This is a genomic window from Micromonospora chalcea (assembly GCF_028768405.1).
GTDB classification, from domain to species: domain Bacteria; phylum Actinomycetota; class Actinomycetes; order Mycobacteriales; family Micromonosporaceae; genus Micromonospora; species Micromonospora chalcea.
This window is the reverse complement of record NZ_CP118233.1, coordinates 3,092,398-3,118,060: the sequence shown is the minus strand read 5'-3', so window position 1 is coordinate 3,118,060 and position 25,663 is coordinate 3,092,398. Positions and strand designations below refer to the sequence as shown.

The following is a 25,663-nucleotide window of genomic DNA, read 5'->3' as shown; positions in this document are numbered from 1 at the left end:
TGGCCGGGCGGGTGAGCCGGGGAGGCGTTGGGTGCTGGGAGACCTGCTCGACGGGGCGTGGCAGAGCATCGTGTTCGGGATCGTCGGGGTGGCGCTGATGGCCGCCGGATTCCTGCTCGTGGATGTGCTCACCCCGGGCAAGCTGCGGGAGCTGATCTGGGTACGCCGCAACGGCAACGCCGCGCTGCTGCTCGCCGCGAACCAGCTCGGCATCGCCGGCATCGTCTTCACCGCCGTGCTGACCAGCTACAGCTCGTTCACCAAGGGGCTCGCCTCCACTGTGGTCTTCGGGCTGGTCGGCCTGCTGGTGATGGCGCTGGCGTTCCTGGTGCTGGACCTGCTCACCCCGGGCCGGCTGGGCGACGTGATCGCCGCCGAGGAGCCGCACCCGGCCGCCAAAGTCAGCGCCGCCACCCACTTCGGCGCCGCGCTGATCGTCTGCGCCTGCATCGCCTGAGCGGTGTCGTACCCCCGGGTTAGCGTCCGGGGGTGAACCGCACCGATCGCCTCTACGCCCTGGTCGAGGAGCTGCGGGCGGTGTCGCCGCGCCCGCGCAGCGCGAGCTGGCTGGCCCGCCGCTTCGAGGTCAGCACCCGCACCGTCGAGCGGGACATCTCCGCGTTGCAGGGCGCGGGCGTGCCGATCTGGGCCGAGCCGGGCCGCACCGGCGGCTACGTCGTCGACCGGGCGCGCACGCTCCCGCCGGTCAACCTGACGGCGGCCGAGGCCGTGGCGATGGCCGTCGCGCTGCACCGGCTCGGCGGCTCCCCGTTCGCCGCGGCGGCCGGCGCCGCGCTGCGCAAGCTGGTCGCGGTGATGCCACCGGCCGCGGTGGCCGAGGCGCACCGGCTCGCCGGCCGGGTGCACCTGGTCGGCGACGGGCCGGGCACGCCCGTCCCGGCCGTCGTCGCCGACGCGGTCGCCGCCGGGCGGGTGCTGCGCCTGCGGTACGCCGACCGCGACGGCGCCGACTCGGTACGCGACGTGGAGCCGCTGGCCTACCTGGGCAACTCGGTGCACTGGTATCTGGTCGCCTGGTGCCGGCTGCGCGACGGTGTGCGCTGCTTCCGCACCGACCGGATCCGCTCGGTGCGCCCGCTCGCCGAGCCGGTGACCCGGGAGTGGTGTGCTGACGACCTCGATGTGCCGGTCGACCGGGTGCGCCCGCTCACGCTGGTCTGATCCCTGTGGAAACACCGACAGGACGCTGTCGTGTCCCGGCACCACGCTGATTCCTGACGACGTCGGCCGACCGCTGGCGCGAACCTCAGGAGGAAGCATGTCCAGCACGCCCGTGACCTGGTTCGAGATCAGCTCCGACCGCCCGGACGAGGCGCAGCGGTTCTACGCCGACCTGTTCGGCTGGAGTTTCGAGGAGCAGGGCGGCCCGGCCGGGTCGTACCGGCAGACGACCGCCGGCGGTGAGCGGGGGATCGGCGGCGCGATCCGGGGCACCGACGCCGGCAACTACGCGATCTTCTACGCCGAGGTGGCGGACGTCGCGGAGATCTGCCGCCGGGCCGAGGCGACCGGCGGCGTCGTGGTGACGGGGCCGGTGACCACGCCGGCCGGTCTGGTGCGGGCTCTGTTGCGCGACCCGTCGGGCAATCTGCTCGGCGTCTTCACCCCGCCGGCCGGCGGCTGACCCCGGTCCGTCCACCCGTGGCGGCCGGCCACGGTGGAGCGACGGCGGGCGAGAGACCGGTCGATGTCGGGTCCGGTGATCGCCGGAGAGGATCTTGGATGCGCCCCCTACCTCGGGTTATGTTCAAGATCCTCCGAGTCGGACGGCCAACACCGGCCGGCTCGCACAGTCAGGAGAAGCGTATGACCAACGACGGCCACCCCTCTTCCCCCGCCACGGACATCACCGGATCCACTGTGAACCGACGCCGCATGCTGACCATCGCTCTCGGTGGCGCCGCCACCGTGGCCCTGCCCGCGCCGGCCTGGGCGGCCGACGACAAGCGCCCCGGATCGAGCCGGAAGCCGGCGCTCACGTCGGACGATCGCAAGATCATCGCCCAGGTCTCGGCCGAGCGGGCGCTGGCGCACCTGCGCGTCCTCAGCGAGGAGATCGGGCCGCGTATCGGCGGGACCGCCTCGGAGCGGCGTGCCGCCGACTACATCGCCAAGCAGCTCGACCGCCTCGGCTACCAGGTTCGGCTGGAGCCGTTCGCGGTGGCGGACAAGTTCCTCGCCCAGCTCGCCTCGCCGGCCGGGCTGCCCACCGACCTGAACTGGCAGGCCGGCGCCTCCCCGCAGGCCGCGCTGGACACCACAGTCCAGGGTGACGTGGTGGACGTGGGCGCGGGTGCTGAAGAGAACTACCCGGCGAGCGTCACCGGCCAGATCGTGCTCGTCGACTACGTGGCCGCCCGGCGCGAGCAGTTGGTCGCCACCGCTGTGGCGCGCGGCGCGGCCGCCGTGGTGTTCCTCGCCGCCGACGGGGTGCCGCCCCGGCGCAGCAGCGCGTTCTCGCCGACCCTGCCGGGCTCGGCGGGCACGCCGGTGCCGATCCCGGTGGTCGGCGTCGCGCAGGCGCAGAAGGAGCGGCTGCGTGCCCTGCTCGCGGCCGGGCGGCTCACGCTCACGATCTCCACCGTCGCGCACCGCAACCTGACGTCCCACAACGTCATCGCGGAGCGGGTCGGGCGGTCCGGCGCGAACGGGCCGGTCGTCATGGTCAGCGCCCACTACGACACTGTCATCGGCGCCCCCGGCGCCAACGACGACGGTTCCGGCACGGTGCTCTGCCTCGAACTGGCCCGGGTGATGAAGGCGATCCCGGTTGACGCCACCCTGCGGTTCGCGCTGTGGGGCTCGGAGGAGCAGGGCCTGCTCGGCTCGCGTCACCACGTCCGGCAGCTCCCGCAGGCCGAGCGGGACCGCTTCCTGGCGGTGTACCAGAACGACATGGTCGCCACGAGCTGGGACCCGGCCACCCTCTACTGGCTGCTGTCCTTCACCGGCCAGTCCAACCGGGCCACCGACGAGGTGGCCGCCGCCGGTGTACGCCTCGGCTACGACCCGCGGATGTCGCCGGTGACGCAGCGCGGCTCCAGCGACCACCAGTCCTTCCAGGAGGTCGGCATCGCCAGCGCCAACTTCTCATGGCGGGGTGAGACGAGCCCGGCGCTGCTGGAGCCGCCATACCACACCCCGGAGGACACCATCGCCAAGAACATCAGCCTCGAGCGACTCCAGGTCTCCCTCGAACTCATCGGCTGCGCCGCGTACGCGACAGCTCGCTGATTTACTGCCGTCCCCGTGCCGCCGGCCGCGGTGTCACGGGGACGGCGACCGGCGCCGCACCGGGGAGCCCCGGTGCGGCGCCTCTGTCCCGCCCGCCTGGTGTCAGGCGGTGGCCTCGCCGGCGCCGGTCACGAGGAGGGCCGGCCGGCGGGAAACGGCGTGGCCGTGCGGTCACTTGCCGTCCGGGCCGTCCTTGCCGCGCTCGCCGTGCGGGCCGCCCTTGCCGTCGTGGCCGGGGCCACCCGGGAACACGCCCGCCTCGGTGGCCTTGAGCACCGCGTCGGCCTGCTCCTGGGTGAGCTTGCCGTCGGTGACGGCCTGGTCCAGGCGCTCCTTCAGCGCCGCCTGCCGGTCCTCGGTCGACGGCCGCTCCGGCCGCTCCGGGCGGTCGCCCTGCCGCTGCTCGTGCAGCTTCTCCAGCGCCGCGGTGACCTTGTCGGTCGACACGCCCAGCTCCTTGGCGAGCGCCTCGGCGAACTCGGCCTGCCGGTCGGCGTGCTTCTGGCGGCGTTCGTCACCCTGGTCGGTGCTGCTGGCGCTCGAGGACGGCTTCGGGTTCTTGTCGTCGGCGAGCGCCACCGTCGGGGCGGCGATCCCGACGCCGAGCACGCCGGCAGCGGCCAGGCCGGCCAGCAGGTGCTTCTTCGACATCGTGCGGATCATGCGATTCTCCTGTTCGGTGGTGGTGCGATGACGTCACCGACAGTGAGCCCCGGAACTGAGGGCAACCCGTGGCGAACCTGTCAGCAGGCTGGCAATCCCGTCCGGAAGGCCCGTTTTATTCGTGTTGCAGGTGTGCCGGAGCGCCCGCGAGGCTGGGCGAAACCCGACGAAAGGCCACGCCATGACACAGCCTGCCATCCGCGAGATCCCGCTCACCGGGCCGGGCTCCGGCCCGTACTCGATCACGGTCGGGTCCGACGGCGCGCTCTGGCTGGCGCTGGCCGGCTCCGGCGGCGTCGCCCGGCTCGGCCCCGACGGTGAGGTGCGGACCTACCGCGACGACCCACCCGGCAGCCGCCCGCTGATCATCGTCGGCGGCCCCGACGGCGCGCTCTGGTACACCCGCTCGGGCGACGACCGGCTCGGCCGGATCACCGTCGACGGCGAGACCGGCTCGGTGGCGCTGCCGCCCGGCTGCGGCCCGTGCGGGCTGGCGGTGGGCCCGGACGGCGCGCTCTGGTACGCCGGCATGAACGACGACACGGTCGGCCGGGTGAGCGTCGACGGGGAGGTGACGTCCGTCCCGCTGCCGGTGGAGAAGGGCTTCCCGTCGATGCTCGCGGCCGGCCCGGACGACGCGCTCTGGCTCACGCTCAACCAGGCGAACGCGATCGCCCGGATCGACCTGGACGGATCGGTGACGCTGCATCCGCTGCCCACCGAGGCGGCCGGGCCGGTCGGCATCACCCGGGGTGTCGACGGCGCGCTCTGGTTCGTCGAGATCGCCGCCGGGCAGGTCGGCCGGATCACGCCGGACGGGCGGATCGACGAGTTCCCGCTGCCGGACCGCGCGGCACGCCCGCACGCGATCGTCGCCGACCCGGCCGGCGGCTGCTGGTTCACCGAGTGGGGCGCCAACCGCATCGCCCACCTCGACCCCGACGGCCACATCACCGCCCACGATCTGCCCACCCCCGCGTCGGAGCCCCATGGCCTCACGGTCACCCCCGACGGCACGGTCTGGGCAGCCCTGGAGATCGGCGCGGTAGCCCACCTCACCCCGCCCGCGCCGCGTTGATCATGAGGTTGGCGGCAGTTGTGGATCTCTGAACTGCCGCTAACTTCATGATCGCCGGGGCCGGGGCGGGGCCGGGCCTCGGCCTCGGCTTCAGCGGACGGCGGAGGTTACCGTCAGGGTGCCTGTGGTGGCGTCCAGGACCGCGGGGGTGTTCACCGGGACGGTGAGCTGGGCGGGGCCGTGGCCGACGGGCAGGCCGCCGAGCACCGGCACGCCCAGGTCGCCCAGGCGGTCGGTGAGCACGTCCACGACAGTGGTGTCCCAGCCGTCCGCGCACTCGGTGAACTGGCCCACCGCCACCCCGGCGATCCCGTCCAGCGCGCCGCAGCGACGCAGGTGGGTGAGCATCCGGTCGATCTTGTACGGCGGCTCCTGCACCTCCTCGACCAGCAGGATCGCACCGGTCAGGTCCGGCATGTCCGGCGTGCCGATCGACGCGGTGATCAGGCACAGGTTGCCGCCGATCAGCCGGCCCTCGGCCCGGCCGGGCACCCGCACCGGGTACGTCTCCTCCGCCTCGACCGCCGCCACCGTCACCGGCTCGGCGCTGGTCAGCGCGGCGTGCAGCGACTCCGCCGAGCGCAGCGGCGTGCGCTCGTCCCGCCACGCCGCCCCCGGCCCGTGCACCCCGGCCAGGCGGGCGCCCCGCCAGAGCGCGAACTGCAACGCGGTGATGTCGGAGAACCCGGCCACCACCTTCGGGTCCCGGCGTACCGCCGCCATGTCGATCAGGTCCACCACCCGCTGCGCGCCGTAGCCGCCCCGCGTGCAGATCACCCCACGGATCTCCGGGTCGGCGAACGCCGCGTTCAGGTCCGCGGCCCGCAGCGCGTCGTCGCCGGCCAGGTAACCGCGCCGGGCGTACGCGTTCGGCGCGGGCACCGGACGCAGCCCCCAGCCGGTGAGCAGTTCGATGCCACGGGCCACCCGCTCGGGACGGGTCGGTCCGGACGGGGACACCAGCATCACCGCGTCGCCGGGACGCAGGGCCGGTGGGCGCAGGCAGTCGTCGGGCACGATCGCGAGCCTAGGGCCTGCCGGACCGTGCCCTGTCGGCCGCACCGGTTAGCCTCGACGTCGTGGCGACCGCGCTGGTGATCGAGAACGACCCGACCGACGACCTCCGCCGCCTGGGGGAGTGGCTCACCGAAGGGGGCCTGGAGCTGCGCGTGCTGCGTCCGCACGCCGGTGACGCGCTCCCCGCCGACCTGGAGGGATACGCCGCGCTGGTGGTGCTCGGCGGCGACCAGCAGGCGTACCCGGGGTCCGACGGCGCCCCCGGCGCGCCCTGGTTCCCGGCGCTGGAGGGGCTGCTGCGCAAGGCGGTCCGCCAGCGGGTGCCCACGCTCGCGATCTGCCTCGGCGCGCAACTGCTCGCCACCGCGCACGCCGGCCTGGTCGAGCGCAGCCCGTCCGGGCCGGAGATCGGCCCGGCCCTGGTGGGCCGGCGCGACGCCGCCGAGGACGATCCGCTGTTCCGGTACGTGCCGCTGATGCCCGACGTGCTCCAGTGGCACGCCGACGAGATCACCGAGCTGCCGCACGGCGCGACGCTGCTGGCCGCGTCCACCCGCTACCCGCACCAGGCGTTCCGCCTCGGCGACCGGGCCTGGGGCCTGCAGTTCCACATCGAGTGCGACACCGCGATGATCGCCGAGTGGTCCCGCGACTCGGCGGTGCTGGCCGAGCTGGACTACGACCCGGAGCTGGTGGTGGCCGCCTGCGACCGGGTGATGGCCGACGTCGAGGAGGCGTGGCAGCCGTTCGCGATCCGGTTCGCCGCGCTCGCGCTCGGCGAACTGGGCGACGACAACCCGCGCCGCAGCCTGCCGCTGCTCGGGGCCTGACGGTGACCCGGCCGGCCCGCGGGCGCCTGGCCCGCTACGGATTCGCCGAGGGGGACGGCGCTACGCGCGCCGCCGACCTGCTCGGCCCGGACGGGCTCGACCTGTGGCGGCCCCAGACGCAGGAGCCGGCCGACGAACGCGCCGCCGAACTGCTCGCCGCGCTGTCCCGCGCCGCCGACCCGGACCTGGCGCTGCGTCAGCTGCACCGGCTGGTCGAGTCCGAGCGGCGCTCCGGCGACGAGGTGGCCGTACGCGACGCGCTGGCCGCCGACCCCGGGCTGCGCCGCCGCCTGATCGCGGTGCTCGGCGCCTCCTCCGCGCTCGGCGACCACCTGGTCGCCAACCCGGGGCAGTGGGCGGTGCTGGCCACCGAGCCGGACGGGCTCGCCCCCACCGCGGACGGGCGGCTCGACCTGAGCGTGGCCGCCCGGCTCACCACCATGACCGGCGCGGTCCCGCTGCTGCGGCAGGCGTACCGTCTCGCGCTGTTGCGGATCGCGGCGGCCGACCTGACCGGCGGGCGCGGCCTGGAGCAGACCATGGCGGCGCTGTCCGGGCTGGCCGACGCCACGCTGGCCGCCGCCTACGACATCGCCGCCGACGAGCTGCCCGAGGGCACGCCGCGCCCTCGCCTGGCCGTGGTGGCGATGGGCAAGTGCGGTGGCGACGAGCTGAACTACGTCTCCGACGTCGACGTCATCTTCGTCTCCGCCACCGACGACGACCTGCCCGCCGCCACCCAGATCGCCACCCGGCTGATCCAGATCTGCGGGCTGGTGGCCTGGCCGGTCGACGCGGCGCTGCGTCCCGAGGGCAACCGGGGCCCGCTGGTCCGCACGCTCGCCAGCCACCTCGCGTACTACAAGCGCTGGGCCCGCACCTGGGAGTTCCAGGCGCTGCTCAAGGCCCGCCCGGCCGCCGGTGACCTGGAACTGGCCCGGGAGTGGATCGAGGCGCTAGCCCCGCTCGTCTGGACCGCCGCCGAACGCCCCGAGGCGGTCGAGGACGTCCGGTCCATGCGCCGCAAGATCCTCGACAACGTGCCGCCGAAGGAGCTGGAACGCGAGATCAAGCGCGGTCCGGGCGGGCTGCGCGACATCGAGTTCGCCGTCCAGCTGCTCCAGCTCGTGCACGGCCGGGGCGACGAGTCGCTGCGGGTGCCGGGCACCGTGCCGGCGCTGCGCGCGCTCGTGGCCGGCGGCTACGTGGGCCGCGCCGACGGGGAGGCGCTGCTGCGCGGCTACCGCTTCCTGCGCGCCGTCGAGCACCGGCTCCAGCTCCAGGCCCTGCGCCGCACCCACACCGTGCCGACCGAACCGGCCGCGCTGCGCTGGCTCGCCGCCGCGCTCGGCTACGCGGCCACGCCGGGCCGCAGCGCCGTCGAGGAGTTCCGCGCCGAGTGGGTCACCCACGCCGCCGAGGTACGCCGGCTGCACGCCAAACTGCTCTACCGGCCGCTGCTGGAATCCGTGGCCCGGGTCCCGGCCGAAGGGCTGCGGCTCACGCCCGAGGCGGCCCGGCACCGGCTGGAGGTGCTCGGCTTTGCCGACCCGGCCGGCGCGCTGCGGCACCTGCAGGCGCTCACCGGCGGCGTCAGCCGTACCGCCGCGATCCAGCGCACGCTGCTGCCGGTGCTGCTCGACGAGTTCGCCGACGCCCCCGAGCCGGACCGAGGTCTGCTCAACTACCGGCAGGTGTCCGACAAGCTCGGCAGCACCCCGTGGTACCTGCGCCTGCTGCGCGACTCCGGCCCGGTGGCGCGCCGCCTGGCCCGGGTGCTCTCCTCGTCCCGGTACGCGGCCGACATGCTGTCCCGCGAGCCGGAGGCGCTGCGGCTGCTCGCCGAGGACAGCGAACTGACCCCGCGCCCGCGCGAGACGCTCGTCGACGGGTTCGCCGCGGCCGCTGCCCGGCACGACGACCCGGTCGAGGCGATCCGGGCGGTCCGTGCGCTGCGCCGCCGGGAACTGGTCCGCATCGCCGCCGCCGACGTGCTCAGCCGCGCCGGCTCACTCGCGCCGCTCACCCCGCGCCCGGTCGGCGGCGGCGAGCGGCGGCCCACGGTGGTCGACGTGACGGCGGTGGGTACCGCGCTGTCCCACGTCACCGACGCCACGCTGGCCGCCGCGCTGCGCGCCGCCCGTACCGTCCACCCCGGACCGCCCGGCCTGCGCTTCGCGGTGATCGGCATGGGCCGGCTCGGGGGGTACGAGTCCAACTACCTCTCCGACGCCGACGTGCTGTTCGTCTACGACCCGCCGCCCGGCGTGGACGAGAGCACCGCGAGCGCGGCGGCGCAGGCCATCGCCGAGGAGTTGCGCCGGCTGCTGTCCGCGCCCGCCCCCGACCCGCCGCTCGGTGTGGACGCCGACCTGCGCCCCGAGGGCCGGCAGGGCCCGCTGGTACGCAGCCTCGCCGCGTACGCGCAGTACTACGCGCGCTGGTCGCGGGTGTGGGAGGCGCAGGCGCTGCTGCGGGCCCGGTTCGTCTGCGGCGACGCCGACCTGGGCGCCGAGTTCGAGGCGATGATCGAGCCGGTGCGCTACCCGGCCGACGGGCTGACCCGCGAGCAGGTCATCGAGATCCGCCGGATCAAGGCGCGGGTGGAAACCGAGCGGCTGCCCCGGGGCGCCGACCCGGCCACCCACACCAAGCTGGGCCGGGGCGGGCTCGCCGACGTCGAGTGGGCCGTGCAGCTGCTTCAGCTCCGGTACGCCGGCCGGATACCCGAGCTGCGCGGCACCCGTACGCTCGACGCCCTGACCGCCGCCCGCGACGCCGGCCTGCTCGACGCCACCGACGCCGCCGAGCTGGCCGCCGGCTGGACGCTCGCCGCCGAGGTGCGCGACGCGCTGATGCTGGTACGCGGCCGGGCGGGGGACCAGTTGCCCCGGCACGGGGTGGAGCTGGCCGGGGTGGTGCGGCTGCTGGGGCGCGAGGACCAGGGCGAGTTCCTCGACGAGTACCTGCGAACGGGCCGCCACTCCCGCACGGTCGTCCAGCGCATCCTGGAGTCCCCCCTCTAGGCCCTGCGCCCGCCCACGCCTCTTGGTTAGGCGGCGCCTGCCCGGCCCTCGGCCTTGTTCACGTCGGCCGTGCCCCGTCCCGCCCTCGACCTCGCCCCGCCCGGTCCCAACGTCGATCTTGCACTTGCGGCCCTAGCTGTAATGCCTAGCTGCGTCGCCTGTCGTCGGCAGCGGGGAGGCGGTCAGAGGGCGAGGCGGTCCAGCCCGGTGCCACGGGATGCCGGGACCTCGATGGCCGCCCTCGCCTCCGCTGCCGCTGCTGGTCCCGACACGCGAGAAATGCTTTCCGAATCTCAGGAAAGCCGAGAGATCTTGGTAGGGAACGGCCCCTATGGGGGCCATTTCGTACCAAGATCTCCGCCGGGATCAGCTTGTGAGGGTGTAGGTGCCCTCTCGGGGGACCGTCACCGTTGTCCACTTGCCGTCTTGGGTGACTTCGGCGCCGCCTGAGGCGGTCAGCCAGCGATCGTGGCGGACCCGGATCGGGATCGGGCCGGGGGCGGGGGCGCGGAAGGTGATCGAGGCGCCGTCCTGGCTGATCAGCTCACCCGGCGCGCCGACGACCGGGGTGGGCTCGGCCACCGCGTACAGCTTCCAGTGCCGGTCCGACCAGACCTCGGTCAGGTACGGCAGGCCCGTCTCCACCAGCTCCGCCTCGGATCGCCCCACCCAGGAGAACTCGGCGTCGGGCACTGCCACGTACTGCACCGCGTTGTCGGCCAGCCAGTCCCGGTAGGTGACGGGGGTCAGCGGAATGCCGGTGCCGTCCGCGCCGGGCACCGTGGTGAAGAACAGCGGATTGCGGTCGATGTCGGCCTGGCGAAGCCAGCCCCGGGCCAGTGGCACCTCGCCCATCCGGGCCGCCTCCCAGTAGTTGCGGGTCGGCGGCACCTCCACCCGTCCGGTGAGCCCGCGCCGGGCCAGTTCCGCGCGCAGCGGCGCGAAGTACGCCGGGTCGGCCGTCGGATCGTCGGCGCTGCGCAGGTCGGCGGTGACCACCGGCGGCTGCCACCAGCAGACGACAGCGAGCAGCGCGGCCAGCCCGGCCGCACCGGCGGTCCGGGGCAACCGGGGGATGCCCAGCCTCGCCGGTGGCGTCGCCGCGGCGGCCAGCAGCGGCAGCGCGAACATCACCACCAGGCGGGTGGCGTTCAGCCCGACCGGGGTGGGCAGCAACGCCGACGCCAGCACCCCGGCCGCGGACAGCAGCGCGCCCACCCGCACCGGCCGGTACGTCACGAGCGCCGCGACCAGCAGGCTCGTCACCACGGCGTGCACGGTGTCGGTGCGGCTGATGTTCATCCAGCCGCCCTCGCCGAACAGCAGCCCGGTCACGGCGAGCGGCCCGGCCGCGGGTACGGCGAGCAGCAGGCCGTCGGCGTACCGGCGGCTCAGCAGCAGCGCGACGCCGGCGAGCCCGACGAACAGCCCGGCCACCGGGCTGGCCGCGGAGGCGAGCAGCGCGGCGACCACGGCGGCGACGGCCGCCCAGACGCTCCGGCCCGCCCAGATGCCGACGGGGGAGGCCGGCGCGCCGGGGCCGGCAGGACCAGCAGCGGCACCGGCCGCACCGGCATCGGTGCCGGAGGCGTCGACGGCGGCAGCACGTCGGGCGGGCACGGTGAGCGCGAGCAGCGCGGCCAGGCCGAACGCGACGCCGAGGGCGTACGTGACCCGGCCGGAGACCAGGTTGCCGGCGATCGTGACCACGCCGACCAGGCTGCCGAGCAGCGGTCGGGGCACCCGGGTCCGCACCAGCAGGGCGGCGAACGCGGTGGCGGAGGCGAGCAGGGCCAGCGCGCCGGTGACGCGTACGCCGAGCAGCGCCATCAGCGGCGGCGAGACGAGGCTGTAGCCCCACGGGTGCACGCCGCCGTACCAGCGCAGGTCGACCAGGGCGGACGGGTGCGCGGCGAAGAAGTCGGCGCGGGCGACCTGGGCGGACAGGTCCGAGCCGGTGACCGGCAGCGTGAGGTGGAGCACGGCGAGGACGAGCGCGAACGCGGCGGACACCGCCACCACCCGACCGCCCCGCATGCCCACCTCCTGATCGCGAACCACCGTACTGGCAGCATGTCGGGCGTGCCTCACCACCTCTCGCGTTGGATCGGCCTGGCGGGTTCGGTGCTGCTCGCCGTGGCCGCGTTCCTCGGCGGCGCCCTGCCCGACGGCGAGTTGCGTCCCACCCCGGTCAGCATCTGGCAGGGCCCGAACGGGCCGCTGATCATCGGGTTGTGGCTGGTCGGCACCGGGCTGCTGGCGTGGGCGTGGTGGTCTTTGCGGGACCGGGTGCCGTCGTCGCGCTGGGTGCTGGTCACAGTGGCGCTGTGGCTGCTGCCGATGCTCGTCGCGCCGCCGCTGGGCAGCCGGGACGTGTACGCGTACGCCTGCCAGGGCGCCAGTTTCTCGGCCGGGATCAACCCCTACGAGCAGGGCGTGTCGGCGCTGCCCTGCCCCTGGCTGGACACCATCTCCTACATCTGGCGGGACACCCCGGCGCCGTACGGGCCGCTGTTCGTGCTGCTCGCCGGTGCGGTGGTGGAGGCGACCGGGTCGCTGCTCGGCGCGGTCGCGCTGTTCCGGCTGCTCGCCGTGGCCGGGGTGGCGCTCACCGCGTGGGCGCTGCCGGTGCTGGCCCGCCGCTGCGGGGTGCCGCCGCGGCGGGCGCTGTGGCTGGCGCTGGCCAGCCCGCTGGTGCCCGTGCACCTGATATCCGGCGCGCACAACGACGCGCTGATGATCGGCCTGCTCGTGGCCGGGCTGGCAGTGGTGGCGGCCCGGCCGGGGCGGCCCTGGCCGCTGCTCGCCGGTGGGGCGCTGCTCGGACTGGCAGCCGCCGTCAAGGTCACCGCGCTGGTCGTGATGCCGTTCGCCGCGCTCGCCGCCATCGTCGGGGCGTACCGGATCAGGTCGCTGGTCCGCGACGGCGGGTGGGTGGTCGGCGGATCGCTCGTGGCGCTGGCCGGGGTGACGCTCGTCTCCGGCCTGGGGCTGGGGTTCATCAGCGGGCTGGAGCAGGGCAGCCTGGTGGTGGCCTGGACGTCGCCGCCGACAGCGGTGGGGCAGACCGTCGGCTATCTGCTGGCGCCGTTCGGGGTGCACGTCGACGCGCTGCCGGTGACCCGGGCGATCGGCATGGTCGTGCTGGTCGGGGTGCTGATCTGGCTGTGGTTCCGCTCGTTGCGTCGCGGTGAGCCGTTCTGGCACGCCGCGCTCGCGCTCACCGCCACCGTCGCGCTGTCCCCGCTGTTCCACCCCTGGTACTGGCTGTGGCCGCTGGCGGTGCTGGCCGCCACCGCGCACCGCACGCTCTGGTTCTCGATCGTCACCGTGGTGTCGTCGTTCCTGGTGCTCGCCGACGGAACCGGGCTGGCCCGGTACAGCAAGATGCCCGGTGCGCCGCTGATGACGCTGTTCGTGATCGGCGTGGTCGTCTGGTTGGTACGGTCGGCTCGCAAGGGCCGGCAGCCGGTTCCCGCGGACTGAGGAGTGTGCCGGTGAGCGAGGTCGACGGACCGGTCCGGCCGATCGCCGCCGCCGTCGCCCGCTACGCCGGTCTCGCCGGGGCGGTGCTGCTCACCGTCGCCGGGTGGCTCGGCGGCGCGCTGCCCGGCCCGCCCCCGCGCAGCACGCTCGCCGCGATCTGGGCGGCCCCGAACGGGCCGCTGACGCTCGGCTGCTGGCTGGCCGGGACGCTGCTGCTGGTCGGCGCCTGGTGGTCGCTGCGGTGGGGCGCGCCGTCCGGCCGGTGGGCGTACGTGACCGTCGGGCTCTGGTCGCTGCCGCTGCTCGCCGCGCCGCCGATCGGCAGCCGCGACGTCTACTCGTACGCCTGCCAGGGCTGGACGTGGACGCAGGGCCTCAGCCCGTACCGGGTGGGGGTCGCGGCGGCCGGTTGCCCGTGGACCGACTCGGTGTCGCCGATCTGGCGGGACACCCCGGCGCCGTACGGGCCGTTCTTCGTGCTGCTGGCCGGGCTCGCCGTCCTCGCCGGTGGCGGCCTGATCGGGACCGTCGTGGCGCTGCGCCTGGTCGCGGTGGCCGGGGTGCTGCTGACCGCGCTCTGCCTGCCCGGTCTGGCCCGCGCCGCCGGGGTGCCCACCCGCCGCGCCGCCTGGCTGGTGCTCGCGTGCCCGCTGGTCGGCATCCACCTGGTGGCCGGCGCGCACAACGACGCGCTCGCGCTCGGCCTGCTCCTGCTCGGCCTGCTGGTGCTGGTCCGCCTGCCGGGCAAGCCGCGCGCGCTGCTGGTGGCCGGGGTGCTGCTCGGCCTGGCGGTGGCGGTGAAGGCGGTCGCGGTGGTGGCGCTGCCGTTCGCGGCGCTCGCCGCCGTGCTCGGCCGCTACACCTGGCGGGCGCTGCTGCGCGACGGCGGGCAACTGGCCGCGTCGGTGCTCGGCACGCTGCTCGTCGTCTCGCTCGCCACCGGCCTCGGGCTGGGCTGGATCGGCGGACTCGGCCACAGCGGCGACTCGCAGCAGTGGACCTCGCCGCCCACAGCGATCGGGTTCGTCATCGACTACGCCGGTGAGCTGGCCGGGCGGCGGCCCCGGGCGGTCCCGGTGGTGCGCGCCGTCGCGCTGGCGTTGCTGGCCGGGACGCTCGTCGCGCTCTGGTGGCGGGCGTGGACGACGCTGCGGCGGCTCAACGACGCCCGGCAGCGGGTGGCCCGGCTGACAGTGGCCCGGCCCCGGGTGGCGCTGCTCGGCGCGGGACTGGCGCTCGCCGCCACCGTGCTGCTCGCGCCGGTCTTCCACCCCTGGTACGCGATCTGGCCGCTGACGCTGCTCGCGGTCGCGGCGGTGCCGCTGGCCCGGGAGGTGTGGTTCGTGGCCCCCTGCGCGGCGGTCTCGCTGCTCACGCTGCCCGACGGCACCAACCTGGCCCGGTTCACGAAGGCGCCCGGCGCGGTGCTGATGACGGTGCTGGTGGTGGTCGTCGCGGTGGCCGGAGTCCGGGCGGCACTGCGCCGCCGAGCCGCGTGAAACGGCCGGGCCGGCTCCGCCATCGCGGAGCCGGCCCGGCCGGTGCTGACGAGAGCGCTCAGCAGTCGAAGTACATCGCGAACTCGTGCGGGGTCGGGCGCAGGCGCACCGGGTCGACCTCGTTGGCCCGCTTCCACTCGACCCAGGTCGAGATCAGGTCCGGCGTGAACACGCCGCCGTCGAGCAGGTAGTCGTGGTCGGCCTCGAGCGCGGTGAGCACCTCCGGCAGCGAGCCCGGGACCTGCTTGACGTCGCCCCACTCCTCCGGCGGGAGGTCGTACAGGTCCTTGTCGATCGGCGCCGGCGGCTCGATCTTGTTCTTGATGCCGTCGAGGCCGGCCATCATCATCGCCGAGAACGCCAGGTACGGGTTGCTGGACGGGTCCGGCACCCGGAACTCGACGCGCTTGGCCTTCGGGTTGCTGCCGGTGACCGGGATGCGGGTGCACGCGGAGCGGTTGCGCTGCGAGTAGACCAGGTTCACCGGGGCCTCGAAGCCGGGCACCAGACGACGGTAGGAGTTCACCGTCGGGTTGGTGAAGGCCAGCAGCGAGGGGGCGTGGTGCAGGAGGCCGCCGATGTACCAGCGGGCGGTGTCGGACAGGCCGGCGTAGCCGGTCTCGTCGTAGAACAGCGGCTCGCCGCCGCGCCACAGGCTCTGGTGGGTGTGCATGCCGGAGCCGTTGTCGCCGAACAGCGGCTTGGGCATGAACGTGGCGGTCTTGCCCGCGGCCCAGGTCTCGTTCTTGACGATGTACTTGAACAGCTGGAGCTGGTCGGCGGCGTGCAGCAGCGTGGAGAACTTGTAGTTGATCTCCGACTGGCCGGCGGTGCCGACCTCGTGGTGCGACCGCTCGACGGTGAAGCCACCGTCGACGAGGCGCCGCACGATCCGGTCGCGCAGGTCGGCGTAGTGGTCCACCGGGGGCACCGGGAAGTAGCCGCCCTTGTAGGCGGTCTTGTAGCCGCGGTTGCCGCCCTCTTCGATCCGGCCGCTGTTCCAGGCGCCCTCGATCGAGTCGATGTAGTAGAACGACTGGTGGGCGGAGGTTTCGTGGCGGATGGAGTCGAAGATGTAGAACTCGGCTTCGGCGCCGAAGTAGGCGGTGTCGGCGATGCCGCTGGCGGCGAGGTAGGCCTCGGCCTTCTTGGCGACGTTGCGGGGGTCGCGGGAGTAGGCCTCGCGGGTGAACGGGTCGTGGATGAAGAAGTTCAGCGCGAGGGTCTTCTGCGTGCGGAACGGGTCGATGAAGGCGGTGGCGACGTCCGGCAGCAGGAGCATGTCGGACTCGTGGATGGCCTGGAACCCGCGGATCGAGGAGCCGTCGAAGGCGAGGCCGTCGGTGAACACGCTGTCGTCGAACGACTCGACCGGCAGGTTGAAGTGCTGCATCACGCCGGGCAGGTCACAGAAACGTACGTCGACGAACTTCACGTCCTCGTTGGCGAGGTATCGCAGGAGTTCCTCGGAATTGGCGAACACACGTCCTCCTGGCAGGTCCACTCCGGTAGCTAACTACTGGCGACGCTATGGCCGGGGGGTTGCCCTGCCGTGTCTCGTCTGTTTCCGCCGTGTTACGTCGCTTGCGGAGCGTCATCCTAGCGCTGTCTGGTGCGGAATGTCGGAATTTTCGTTGGGGGTCGCGGCGGCGCTACCCTGGCCGCTGTGACCGATACCGCCGCCACACCGGTGCCGCCCGCCACCGATCCCGCTTTCACCCCGCCCAGCCTCGGCCGCCGATTCGGCGCCCTGATCATCGACTGGGTGCTGTGCCTGATGGTCGCCCGGGCCTTCTCCGACCCGGTCCGCGACGGCTGGCCGCCGGTCCTGGTGCTGATCCTGGAGTACGGCTTCTTCATCGGCCTGTTCGCCCAGACCCCCGGCATGTACCTGACCCGGCTGCGCTGCGTCGCCTGGGCCGACGGCGGCCGGATCGGGCTGCTCCGCGGGCTGCTGCGCGGACTCCTGCTGGCCCTCGTCGTGCCGGCCCTGCTCATGGACGAGCACAAGCGCGGCCTGCACGACCGGCTCGCCGGCGCCGTCGTCACCGACGCCCCGCGCCGCTGACCCGCACGAGAAAGGAGCCGGCCCCGCACGGGACCGGCTCCTTCTCGCGTACGCCGAAGGTCAGCGACCCCGGGTCTGCCGGAACGCGCCACGCGGCGGCCGCATGTTCTTCGGGACCGCGCCCTTGGGCATCTGCGGCCGCGCGGTCAGCGCCTTGAGCCGCTTGTCGAGGGCGTTGACGTCCTTCGGGGACAGGGCGCGGGGCAGCCGCATCAGCGTCATCCGCAGCTTGCGGACCGGCAGCTCACCCTCGCCCTGCCCGATCACGTAGTCGTGCAGCGGCGCCGTGCCGATCACCTTCGCCAGCCGGCGCTTCTCCTGGCCGAGCAGGCCACGCACACGCTGCGGGTTCCCCTCGGCCAGCAGGATCACGCCCTGGCGGCCCACCACCAGGTGCACCATGTCCATCTGCGTGGTGGAGCTGACCGCCGGGGTGACCCGCCAGTCGCCGCGCATGCTCTCCATGATCTGCGCCGCCGCGCCCGGCTGCCCCTCCGCGGCGTTCATCATCGCCTTGTTGGAGCGCAGGTTGAGCACGATCAGCACGGCCAGCAGGGCGAGCAGGATGCCGATCGGCAACCAGATCCAGCCCCAGGCGATCACCGCGACCACGGTGAGCGCGAGCGGGATCAGCACCGCCGCCGCCGTCAGCGGCGCGAACCACTTGTCCTGCTTGGCGGTGAACCGGAACACCATCCCGATCTGCTTCAGCCGCTGGCCGAACGAGACCTTCTCCTGGGGCTTTGCCATGCCGCAGAGTCTAGTGGTCGGCGCACGTCACGTTGATCCGTGGCCGCCTCTTCCGGAGCGGGCTGAGTACCTTACGGCCGCGCGGCCCCTCGTCGGCCCTCAGGTAAGGAGGCGGCGGGGGCAAAGATCAGGCGGCGTACCCATGTGCCGGGGGCACCTTCGCGCGAAAAGTGGATCTCGACAGCGACGACAGACCCACGACAGGGAGATCCGACATGTTCGGCAACGACGCGGAGTTCATCCTCAGCATCCACCGCAGCCACGCCTCCGAACTGCAGGCCGACGCGGCGCAGGACCGGCTGGCCCGGTCGCTGCCCCGACGGCACCCGCGCGGCTGGCTGAGCCGCCGACAGCACCACGCCCGCATCACCGACGCCCGCCGGTGACCGCGCCGGCGGTCGTCGCCGGTCCGGCCGTCACGGGGGCGGCCGGGCCGGCGGCCACCGACCGCCCGATCGGCCAGGCGAGGCCGTCGGGGGGCCGTGGCATGCTCGACGGCGTGACAGTACGCGCCGCCAGCACCGTCCTCGTCGGCCGCCGGCCCGAGCTGACAGTGCTCGGCGACGCGCTGGCCCGGGCACGCTCCGGCGACCCGACGACCGTGCTCGTCGGCGGCGAGGCCGGGGTCGGCAAGACCCGGCTGCTGGAGGAGTTCGGCACGCACGTCCACACGGCCGGGGCGCGGCTGCTGGTCGGCCAGTGCCTGGAACTGGGCGAGGCCGGCCTGCCGTTCGCCCCGTTCGCGGCCGCGCTGCGCGACGTGCTGCGCCACGACGGGCCGGCCGCGTTCGCCGGCTACGAGGCGGAGTTCGCGCGGCTGCTGCCCGAGCTGGCCCGGATGCCCGCAGGCGTCGCCGCGCCCGCCGGGCCGGCCCTCGCTGACACCCCGCGCGGCTACCTGTTCGACCTGGTCGCCGACCTGTTCCGGCGCATCGCCGAGGAACGCCCGCTGGTGCTGGTGATCGAGGACCTGCACTGGGCCGACCGCTCCACCCGCGACCTGATCGGCTTCCTGGTGCGGGCCGCCCGCGCCACCCGCCTGCTGGTGGTCTGCACGTACCGCACCGACGAGCTGCACCGCGGGCACCCGCTGCGGCCGTTCCTCGCCGAGCTGGACCGGGTCCGCGGCGTGGACCGGATCGAGCTGGGCCGCCTCGACCGCGACGGCACCGCCGCCGTGCTCGCCGACCTGCTCGGTGTCGAGCAGTTCGCCCGGACCGTGGACGACGTGCACGAACGCACCCAGGGCAACCCGTTCTTCATCGAGGAGCTGGCCGCCGCCGGTGGCCCGGTCGGCTGCGCCACCATCCCGGAGACGCTGCGCGACCTGCTGCTGGCCCGCGTCGACCGGCTGCCCGAGCCGGCCCAGCGGGTGCTGCGGATCGCCGCCGCCGGCGGCACCCGCTTCGCCCACCAGCTGCTCGCCGAGGTGGCCGGCCTGCCCGAGGCCGAACTGGAGGACGCGCTGCGCGCCGCCGTCGCCGGTCAGCTCGTGGTGGCCGACCCGGACGGCGACTACGAGTTCCGGCACGCGCTGGTCCGCGAGGCGGTGCACGACGACCTGCTGCCCGGCGAGCACGCCCGGCTGCACGCCCGGTACGCCGCCGCGATCGAGGCCCAACCCCACCTGGTCGCCGCCGGTCGCGCCCCGGCCGAGATCGCCCACCACTGGTACGCGGCGCACGACCACCCGCGCGCGCTCACCGCCGCCCGGGTCGCCGCCGAGGCAGCCGCCGAACGGTACGCGTACGCCGAGCAGAGCCGGCTGCTGGAGCGCGTCCTCGAACTGTGGGAGCAGGTGCCCGACGCCGCCGACCGGCTCGGCATGGACCACCTGCGGGTACTGGAGGACACGCTCACCGCCGCGGTCACCGCCGGTGACCTCAGCCGCGCGCTCACGCTCACCCGGGCCGCGCTGGCCGAGGTCGACTCCGACGCCGAACCGCTGCGTGCCGCCCGCCTGCTCGACCACCGGGGCCGGCTGTTCGCGCTGCTCGGCAAGAGCGACGGCGCGGCTGAGCTGCGCGAGGCGTACCGGCTGGCGGCCGGCGCCCCCGACGGCCCGGAACGGTTCGCCGTGCTGGCCGACATCGCGTCGCACCTGATGAAGGTCGACCCGCGCGAGGCCGCCACGGTGGCCGCCGAAGCCGCGGCCGGCGCGTCCGAGGTCGGCACCGACCTGGTGCTGCTGCCCACCCGGATCGCCCTGCTGCACCGCCTCGACGGCACGCCGGAGCGCGGGCTGGCCGAGCTGCGCCGGGTCGAGGCGCGGGCCCGTGCCGCCGGTGACTCGTGGGCCCTGGTCAGCGCGCTGGTCTTCCTCTCCGACGTGCTCTACGAGCTGGGCCGCTACGACGAGTCCGAGCAGGCGGCCGCGGCCGGGGTGACCGAGGCGCGCCGGGTCGGCATCAGCCGCTCGATCGGGGCGTACCTGCTGTCGAACCGGGCCGAGGCGCTGATCGCGCTGGGCCGCTGGGACGAGGCGGACGCCACCTGCGCCGAGGCGGCCCGCATCGACCCGCCGGGCGTCTCCGGTCTGCACTGGCTGCAACTGCGCGCCGGGCTGCACCTGGCCCGCGCCCACCCCGCCGCCGACGAGGTCGTCGGGCGGGCGCTGGCGTTCCTCAGCCGCCCCTACCTGTGGCCCAACCACCGGCTGCCGCTGCACGAGCTGCGCGTGGAGGCCGCGCTCGCCGCTGACGACAAGCTGGAAGCGGTACGCGCGGCGCGCGCCGCCCTGGCCGACCCGCACCTGGCCGACCTGCCGCGCGAGGGCTGGCCGGTGCTCGGCGCGGTGGCGCGTACCGCCGCGCTGACCGGTGACGCGACGCTCGCCGCCGACGTGTCCACCAGGGCCGCCGCGCTGCCCGCCCGGCATCCGGCCGAACAGGCGTACGCGGCGCACGTCACCGCAGTCCTGGCCGGGCTCGCGCCCACCGGTCCCGCCGGGGCGCTCGCGCAGTGGCGGGCGGCGGTGGCGGCGTGGCGGACGGCCGGGCAGCCGTACCCGCTGGGCCGGGCGCTGCTCGGGCTGGCCGAGGCGGCCGCCGCGGCGGGCGAGCGGGACGACGTGGCCGCCGCGGTACGGGAGACGGTCGAGGTGGCCGCCCGGCTGGGCGCCACCCCGCTGGGCGAGCAGGCGGCGACGCTGGCCCGCCGGGTCGGGCTGCGCGGCACCGGGCGACCCGGGCCGGACCTGCTGACCAGCCGGGAACGGGAGGTGCTGCGGCTGGTGGCCGAGGGGCACAGCAACAGCCGCATCGCCGAGCGGCTGTTCATCTCGCCGAAGACGGCGAGCGTGCACGTGTCCCGGATCATCGCCAAGCTGGACGTGACCAACCGGGTGGAGGCCGCCGCGCTGGCCCACCGCCTCGGTCTGCTCGACCCGCCACCGGGCCTGCGTCAGCGGCGTGGCAGGTAGATCCGCCAGCCGGCGACCGTGACGACGTCGAGCGCGCCCGGTTCGGGGCCGAGGCGCGCGTCCAGCCGGGCGGCCAGCGGCGAGCCGGCGAGCGCCACCCAGGCGGCGTCCGGGTCGGCGGCCACCTCCCGCCGGTACGCGGGCAGCCGGTCGAATCCGGGGCGCAGGTCGTCCTCGACCACGGCGCAGAGCACGTTCTCGCCGGTGGCGTAGGTGAGCCGGTTGCACGTCCAGTAGCCGCCGCGTACGTGCCGGACGCCGAGCGCGCCGAGCGTGTCCACGAGCGAGCGGTGCCGGTCGGCCTCGGCGTGCACGGCCGGGGCCGCCCGGATCACCTCCACTGTGGCCGCCGCGCCGGTTCCGAGCACACCTGCGAGCACCGCCACCGCCCCGACACCCGCCACGCGGGCCCTAGCCCCGGCCGCCCGCCCGCCGGTCGCCTTGATCGACTCCACCTCGGCGAGTGGGCGGACGGCCTGCCACAGTGGCCAGAGCAGGGCGGGCACCGCGACCGCCAGGCACGACAGGTACCGGCTGCTCTCGATCGGTGTCCGCCCGGCCGCGTTGCTGAGCGCGTACGCGGCGAGGACCCCGGCCGCGCCGCCGAGCAGCGCCAGCCGCACCCCGGCCGACACCCGCTCCACCGAGCGTGGACCGCCCCAGGTTCGTCGCAGGGTGTGCCACGCGGTGAACGCGGCCAGCAGCAACAGCACCGGGAACGCGAGCGCCCACCAGAGCTGCCAGGTGGCGCACCGGCCGGGCGAGCAGAAGCCCATCGCCAGCGGCGGCCCGAGCACCAGCCCGCCGTACAGCCGGTCGGCCCAGTCCGCCGACGCGCCCGTACCACCGGCCGCCAGCACCGCGCTCACCGGGTTGCGGCCGTGCCGGAGGCTGTCCACGAGCATCGGCGCCGTACCCAGCAGCAGCGCCCCGGCCAGCACCACGCCGGCCCGGCCGGCCAGTTCCCGCCACCGCCACGCCACCAGCAGCGCGCCGAGCGTCAGCACGTACGGCAGGATCAGCGGGTCCACCCAGAGCAGCACTCCGGCGATCAGCCCCCAGGCCGCCCAGCGGGGCAGCCGCGCGCCCGCCCCGGTCACGCAGAGCCCGACGGTGAGCAGCGCCAGCGCCGCGCCGGCCGGGTTCAGCTCCGGATAGCCGCCACCGGCGATGAGCTGGTTCTTCACCACGCGGTCCGCGCCGAGCGCCAGCACGGCGACGACCAGCAGGGCGTACCAGCGGTCACCGCCGAGCCGCCGGGTCAGCCGCCAGGACAGCAGCAGGAACAACGCGTACAGCGCCAGCGTGGGCAGCCGCAGCACGAGCACCGACGGTCCGGCCAGCGCGATCAGCGGCGCGGCCAGGTACGCCTCCAGCGTGCCCATGTACGCCTGGCCGTAGAACCACACCGGGAAGCCGTCGCCCCGGGCGATGTGCAGGGCGGCCAGCCCCATCGTCGCCTCGTCGCTGTTGGTGGGCGGCACGTCGGCGAACAGCAGCGCCAGCCGGTAGCCCACAGCGGCGAACCCGACGAGCACGGCGAGCAGCGTCGGCAACGGCAGCCGCCGGGGCGTACGGGAGCGCACGGTCTCGCGTGGCTCCTCGCGTACCCCGGCGGTCATGCCTGTGATCATGGCATCCGGCGGGCGGCCGGCGGCGGGTGACGCGGTCGACGGCCGGCCTCAGCCGGCGGCGACGACCTCCCGGCGGGCGTCGAGCGCCTGCTGGTAGAGGCGGCCCGCGCGGTACGACGAACGGACCAGCGGGCCGCTCATCACGCCCGCGAAGCCGATCTCCTCGGCCTCCTCGCGCAGCTCGACGAACTCCTCCGGCTTGACCCAGCGGGTGACCGGGTGGTGCCGGGGGGAGGGGCGCAGGTACTGCGTGATGGTGATCAGCTCGCAGCCCGCCTCGTGCAGGTCGCGCAGCGCCTGGGACACCTCGGCGCGCTCCTCGCCCATGCCCAGGATGAGGTTGCTCTTGGTGACCAGGCCGTCGGCGCGGGCCTGGCGGATCACGTCGAGCGAACGCTCGTAGCGGAACGCCGGGCGGATCCGCTTGAAGATGCGCGGCACCGTCTCCACGTTGTGCGCCAGCACCTCGGGCCGCGAGCCGAACACCTCGGCGAGCTGCTCGGGTACGGCGTTGAAGTCGGGGATCAGCAGCTCGACACCGCAGCCGGACTGCAGCGCGTGGATCTGCCGGACCGTCTCGGCGTAGAGCCAGGCGCCACCGTCGGGCAGGTCGTCGCGGGCGACACCGGTGATGGTCGCGTAACGCAGGCCCATCGCGGCGACCGACTCGGCGACGCGCCGCGGCTCGTCGGCGTCGAACTCGGCCGGCTTTCCGGTGTCGATCTGACAGAAGTCGCAGCGCCGGGTGCACTGGTCACCACCGATGAGGAAGGTGGCCTCCCGGTCCTCCCAGCACTCGTAGATGTTGGGGCAGCCGGCCTCCTGGCACACGGTGTGCAGCCCCTCGCGCGAGACGAGCCCGCGCAACTGGGTGTACTCCGGGCCCATCTTGGCCTTGACCTTGATCCACGGCGGCTTGCGCTCGATCGGCGTCTCGGCGTTGCGTGCCTCGATCCGCAGCATGCGCCGCCCCTCCGGGGCGACCGTCGCGGGGCGCGCGGGCTGCTCAGTCGTCGGCGCGGATTGCTCGATCGTCACAAAACCGAGCGTACGCCGGTCGGCGCCGGTCGATGAACGGCGGGCGACGGCCGTCACCCCGGAATCGCTGTGACACCGGACACGAAGGGCCAAAAATCCCGGTCACACCGCGAGGCGCCCGGTGCTAGCGTGCCGGGCAGAGCTGTGACGGAGCCGAGTAACGGACCGATCCGCCAGTCGAGAGAGCCGCCGGTTGCTGCGAGGCGGTCTGGCGCCGGGCCGTGAAGACCCTCCCGAGCTGCGGGAAGAACAGCGCCTGTGCGCCCAGTAGAGCCCGCCCGGCCGGCCCCGGTGAAAAGGCGACGAACGAGGCTCCCGCCCCGGCGGGGGCGAAGGTGTGGTGGCACCGCGAGGTTCCCGCTCGCCCACACCTCCCTGGGGATCGCGTTGCGATTGGTCAAGGAGGTAGTCGTCGTGCAACGCATCCTGTCCTCTCAACTCCCCGCCCATGTGGGCGCCACCGTGCGGCTCGCCGGCTGGGTCCACCGCCGCCGGCTGCTCAAGTCGGTGGCCTTCCTGGTCCTCCGCGACGGCGGCGGGCTCGCCCAGGTGGTGGTCACCGCGCCCGCCGTGCGCGCGCAGGTCGAGGCGCTCACCGAGGAGACGGTCGTCGAGGTGGTCGGCACGGTGGTCGCGAACCCCGCCGCGCCCGCCCGGGTCGAGGTCGTCGAGCCGACGGTACGTCCGCTCGGGCCGCCCGCCGTCCCGCCCCCGTTCGACCTGTACCGGCCGGTGCTGACGGCCGGCCTGTCCACCCAGCTCGACCACGCGCCGGTCGCGCTGCGGCACCCGAGCCGATCCGCCGCGCTGCGGATCTCGGCGGCGGCCGTGTCCGGCTTCCGGGCCACGCTCGACGGGCAGGGCTTCGTCGAGGTGCACACGCCGAAGGTGGTCGCCTCGTCCACCGAGAGCGGGGCGAACGTGTTCGCGCTGGACTGGTTCGGCCGTCCCGCCTACCTGGCCCAGTCGCCGCAGTTCTACAAGCAGCTCATGGTGGGCGTCTTCGAGCGGGTGTACGAGGTCGGGCCGGTGTTCCGCGCCGAGCCGCACGACACCGCACGGCACCTGGCCCAGTACACGTCGCTCGACGTCGAGCTGGGGTTCGTGGCCGACCACCGGGACGTGATGGCGGTGCTGCGGGACACCCTGGCCGGGATGGTGGCGACAGTCGCCGACCGGGCGGACGGCGCGCTGGCCACGCTCGGCGTGACGGCGCCGGAGGTACCGGCCGAGATCCCGGCGGTGCACTTCACCGAGGCGTTGACGATCGCCGGCGCGCCACCTTCCGAACCCGATCTGGCCCCGGCGCACGAGCGGGCGCTGGGGGAGTGGGCGCTCCGCGAGCACGGCAGCGACTTCCTCTTCGTCACCGGCTATCCGATGGCGAAGCGCCCCTTCTACACCCACCCGGACCCGGCGCGGCCCGCGTACTCGAACGGTTTCGACCTGCTGTTCCGCGGCGTGGAGCTGGTCACCGGCGGGCAGCGGCTGCACCGGCACGCCGACTACCTGGCCGCGCTGGCGGCGCGCGGCGAGCCGGTCGAGCCGTACGCCGGGTACGTGGACGCGTTCCGGCACGGCATGCCGCCGCACGGCGGGTTCGCGATCGGGCTGGAGCGGTTCGTCGCGCGGCTGACGGGCGCGGCGAACGTCCGGGAGGTGGTCGCCTTCCCGCGCGACCTGCACCGCCTCGCGCCCTGACGGCTGCGCCCTCGCGCGGCTTGCTCCGTGCCGGTCCGCGGCGGCGGGCTCGCTCCTAGCCGGTCCCGGTCCCGGTTCCGACCCCGATGGCGGGCGCGGGCTCGGCATCGGGCCGGCGGTCTCGCCGCCGACCTCCGGAATCGGTTCGGATCTGCCACTGAGCGTGACGAGGGGTCGCTCGGCCCAGTGGTCACTCT

Annotated in this window: 19 protein-coding genes and 2 pseudogenes; 13 read left to right on the top strand and 8 right to left on the bottom strand. The window is 74.5% G+C overall.

Annotation, left to right across the window (positions count from 1 at the left end):
- Window positions 1–31: 31 nt before the first annotated feature.
- From PVK74_RS13295 to PVK74_RS13280, 4 genes are all read left to right on the top strand, one after another.
- A complete protein-coding gene (locus PVK74_RS13295; RefSeq protein WP_043329290.1) occupies window positions 32–457 on the top strand; it encodes a DUF350 domain-containing protein in 426 nt (141 codons plus the stop codon).
- Window positions 458–489: 32 nt separating this feature from the next.
- Window positions 490–1,182, top strand: coding sequence for a helix-turn-helix transcriptional regulator (locus PVK74_RS13290; RefSeq protein ID WP_166456635.1), 693 nt, complete (start codon window positions 490–492; stop codon window positions 1,180–1,182).
- A gap of 97 nt (window positions 1,183–1,279) precedes the next feature.
- On the top strand, window positions 1,280–1,645 hold the full coding sequence (locus tag PVK74_RS13285; protein ID WP_064448280.1) for a VOC family protein: 366 nt from the start codon (window positions 1,280–1,282) through the stop codon (window positions 1,643–1,645).
- Window positions 1,646–1,896: 251 nt separating this feature from the next.
- Window positions 1,897–3,255: a M28 family peptidase gene (locus PVK74_RS13280; RefSeq protein WP_043329296.1), complete on the top strand. Its 1,359-nt coding sequence runs from the start codon at window positions 1,897–1,899 to the stop codon at window positions 3,253–3,255.
- Window positions 3,256–3,426: 171 nt separating this feature from the next.
- Here the strand turns inward: PVK74_RS13280 and PVK74_RS13275 are convergent, their stop codons facing one another.
- Window positions 3,427–3,918 carry a hypothetical protein gene (locus PVK74_RS13275; RefSeq protein WP_274479135.1) on the bottom strand — a complete coding sequence of 164 codons (492 nt, stop codon included), beginning with the start codon at window positions 3,916–3,918 and terminating at the stop codon, window positions 3,427–3,429.
- 181 nt (window positions 3,919–4,099) lie between these two features.
- Here PVK74_RS13275 and PVK74_RS13270 point away from each other — a divergent pair, with 181 nt between their 5' ends.
- The gene (locus PVK74_RS13270; protein WP_166456632.1) at window positions 4,100–4,996 is read left to right on the top strand and encodes a Vgb family protein; all 897 of its coding nucleotides are present in this window, start codon (window positions 4,100–4,102) and stop codon (window positions 4,994–4,996) included.
- A gap of 90 nt (window positions 4,997–5,086) precedes the next feature.
- Here PVK74_RS13270 and PVK74_RS13265 read toward each other — a convergent pair whose 3' ends face one another.
- Window positions 5,087–5,962 carry a S66 peptidase family protein gene (locus tag PVK74_RS13265; protein ID WP_386956800.1) on the bottom strand — a complete coding sequence of 292 codons (876 nt, stop codon included), beginning with the start codon at window positions 5,960–5,962 and terminating at the stop codon, window positions 5,087–5,089.
- Between the two features lie 113 nt (window positions 5,963–6,075).
- Here PVK74_RS13265 and PVK74_RS13260 point away from each other — a divergent pair, with 113 nt between their 5' ends.
- Complete coding sequence (locus PVK74_RS13260; RefSeq protein ID WP_030504183.1) at window positions 6,076–6,843, top strand: type 1 glutamine amidotransferase; 768 nt, start codon at window positions 6,076–6,078, stop codon at window positions 6,841–6,843.
- A gap of 2 nt (window positions 6,844–6,845) precedes the next feature.
- A complete protein-coding gene (locus PVK74_RS13255) occupies window positions 6,846–9,869 on the top strand; it encodes a bifunctional [glutamine synthetase] adenylyltransferase/[glutamine synthetase]-adenylyl-L-tyrosine phosphorylase (RefSeq protein ID WP_274479134.1) in 3,024 nt (1,007 codons plus the stop codon).
- A gap of 366 nt (window positions 9,870–10,235) precedes the next feature.
- Here the strand turns inward: PVK74_RS13255 and PVK74_RS31205 are convergent.
- Both PVK74_RS31205 and PVK74_RS31200 read right to left on the bottom strand, forming a co-directional pair.
- Window positions 10,236–10,910, bottom strand: a pseudogene (locus PVK74_RS31205) (hypothetical protein); the annotation flags it as partial.
- A 57-nt stretch (window positions 10,911–10,967) separates the two neighbouring features.
- Window positions 10,968–11,906: pseudogene (locus PVK74_RS31200) on the bottom strand (hypothetical protein); the annotation flags it as partial.
- A gap of 36 nt (window positions 11,907–11,942) precedes the next feature.
- Here PVK74_RS31200 and mptB (PVK74_RS13245) point away from each other — a divergent pair.
- Together mptB (PVK74_RS13245) and mptB (PVK74_RS13240) are read left to right on the top strand one after the other, a co-directional pair.
- Entirely contained in the window at window positions 11,943–13,355 is a 1,413-nt protein-coding gene (gene mptB / locus PVK74_RS13245) for a polyprenol phosphomannose-dependent alpha 1,6 mannosyltransferase MptB (protein WP_043329305.1), read from the top strand.
- An 11-nt stretch (window positions 13,356–13,366) separates the two neighbouring features.
- Window positions 13,367–14,854: a polyprenol phosphomannose-dependent alpha 1,6 mannosyltransferase MptB gene (mptB, locus tag PVK74_RS13240; protein ID WP_274479132.1), complete on the top strand. Its 1,488-nt coding sequence runs from the start codon at window positions 13,367–13,369 to the stop codon at window positions 14,852–14,854.
- Window positions 14,855–14,912: 58 nt separating this feature from the next.
- Here mptB (PVK74_RS13240) and glnA read toward each other — a convergent pair whose 3' ends face one another.
- Entirely contained in the window at window positions 14,913–16,337 is a 1,425-nt protein-coding gene (gene glnA / locus PVK74_RS13235) for a type I glutamate--ammonia ligase (protein ID WP_043329312.1), read from the bottom strand.
- A 183-nt stretch (window positions 16,338–16,520) separates the two neighbouring features.
- Between glnA and PVK74_RS13230 the strand changes: the two genes are divergently transcribed.
- On the top strand, window positions 16,521–16,922 hold the full coding sequence (locus PVK74_RS13230) for an RDD family protein (RefSeq protein WP_420800525.1): 402 nt from the start codon (window positions 16,521–16,523) through the stop codon (window positions 16,920–16,922).
- A 60-nt stretch (window positions 16,923–16,982) separates the two neighbouring features.
- Here PVK74_RS13230 and PVK74_RS13225 read toward each other — a convergent pair whose 3' ends face one another.
- Window positions 16,983–17,672 (bottom strand): DUF4191 domain-containing protein, encoded by a 690-nt coding sequence (locus PVK74_RS13225; protein ID WP_043329318.1) that lies wholly within the window; start codon window positions 17,670–17,672, stop codon window positions 16,983–16,985.
- 215 nt (window positions 17,673–17,887) lie between these two features.
- Between PVK74_RS13225 and PVK74_RS13220 the strand changes: the two genes are divergently transcribed.
- Entirely contained in the window at window positions 17,888–18,058 is a 171-nt protein-coding gene (locus tag PVK74_RS13220; RefSeq protein ID WP_166456627.1) for a hypothetical protein, read from the top strand.
- Window positions 18,059–18,171: 113 nt separating this feature from the next.
- Window positions 18,172–21,093 (top strand): ATP-binding protein, encoded by a 2,922-nt coding sequence (locus PVK74_RS13215; protein ID WP_231915625.1) that lies wholly within the window; start codon window positions 18,172–18,174, stop codon window positions 21,091–21,093.
- On the opposite strand, the gene PVK74_RS13210 is transcribed toward PVK74_RS13215, so the two are convergent.
- A complete protein-coding gene (locus PVK74_RS13210; protein ID WP_274479131.1) occupies window positions 21,075–22,715 on the bottom strand; it encodes a DUF423 domain-containing protein in 1,641 nt (546 codons plus the stop codon). The two genes, PVK74_RS13215 and PVK74_RS13210, sit on opposite strands and share 19 nt — an antisense overlap.
- A gap of 60 nt (window positions 22,716–22,775) precedes the next feature.
- The gene (gene lipA, locus PVK74_RS13205) at window positions 22,776–23,822 is read right to left on the bottom strand and encodes a lipoyl synthase (RefSeq protein WP_166456624.1); all 1,047 of its coding nucleotides are present in this window, start codon (window positions 23,820–23,822) and stop codon (window positions 22,776–22,778) included.
- Between the two features lie 357 nt (window positions 23,823–24,179).
- Here lipA and aspS point away from each other — a divergent pair, with 357 nt between their 5' ends.
- On the top strand, window positions 24,180–25,466 hold the full coding sequence (gene aspS, locus PVK74_RS13200) for an aspartate--tRNA(Asn) ligase (protein ID WP_274479130.1): 1,287 nt from the start codon (window positions 24,180–24,182) through the stop codon (window positions 25,464–25,466).
- The last annotated feature ends 197 nt before the right edge of the window (window positions 25,467–25,663 follow it).

What these genes read in the sequence shown, in the direction of transcription:
- PVK74_RS13285 (WP_064448280.1), top strand. Translation starts at nt 1,280, where the DNA reads ATGTCCAGCACGCCCGTGACCTGGTTCGAGATCAGCTCCGACCGCCCG.
- PVK74_RS13280 (WP_043329296.1), top strand. Translation starts at nt 1,897, where the DNA reads ATGCTGACCATCGCTCTCGGTGGCGCCGCCACCGTGGCCCTGCCCGCG.
- PVK74_RS13275 (WP_274479135.1), bottom strand. Translation starts at nt 3,918, where the DNA reads ATGATCCGCACGATGTCGAAGAAGCACCTGCTGGCCGGCCTGGCCGCT.
- PVK74_RS13270 (WP_166456632.1), top strand. Translation starts at nt 4,100, where the DNA reads ATGACACAGCCTGCCATCCGCGAGATCCCGCTCACCGGGCCGGGCTCC.
- PVK74_RS13265 (WP_386956800.1), bottom strand. Translation starts at nt 5,962, where the DNA reads ATGCTGGTGTCCCCGTCCGGACCGACCCGTCCCGAGCGGGTGGCCCGT.
- mptB (WP_043329305.1), top strand. Translation starts at nt 11,943, where the DNA reads ATGTCGGGCGTGCCTCACCACCTCTCGCGTTGGATCGGCCTGGCGGGT.
- PVK74_RS13225 (WP_043329318.1), bottom strand. Translation starts at nt 17,672, where the DNA reads ATGGCAAAGCCCCAGGAGAAGGTCTCGTTCGGCCAGCGGCTGAAGCAG.
- PVK74_RS13220 (WP_166456627.1), top strand. Translation starts at nt 17,888, where the DNA reads ATGTTCGGCAACGACGCGGAGTTCATCCTCAGCATCCACCGCAGCCAC.
- PVK74_RS13210 (WP_274479131.1), bottom strand. Translation starts at nt 22,715, where the DNA reads ATGACCGCCGGGGTACGCGAGGAGCCACGCGAGACCGTGCGCTCCCGT.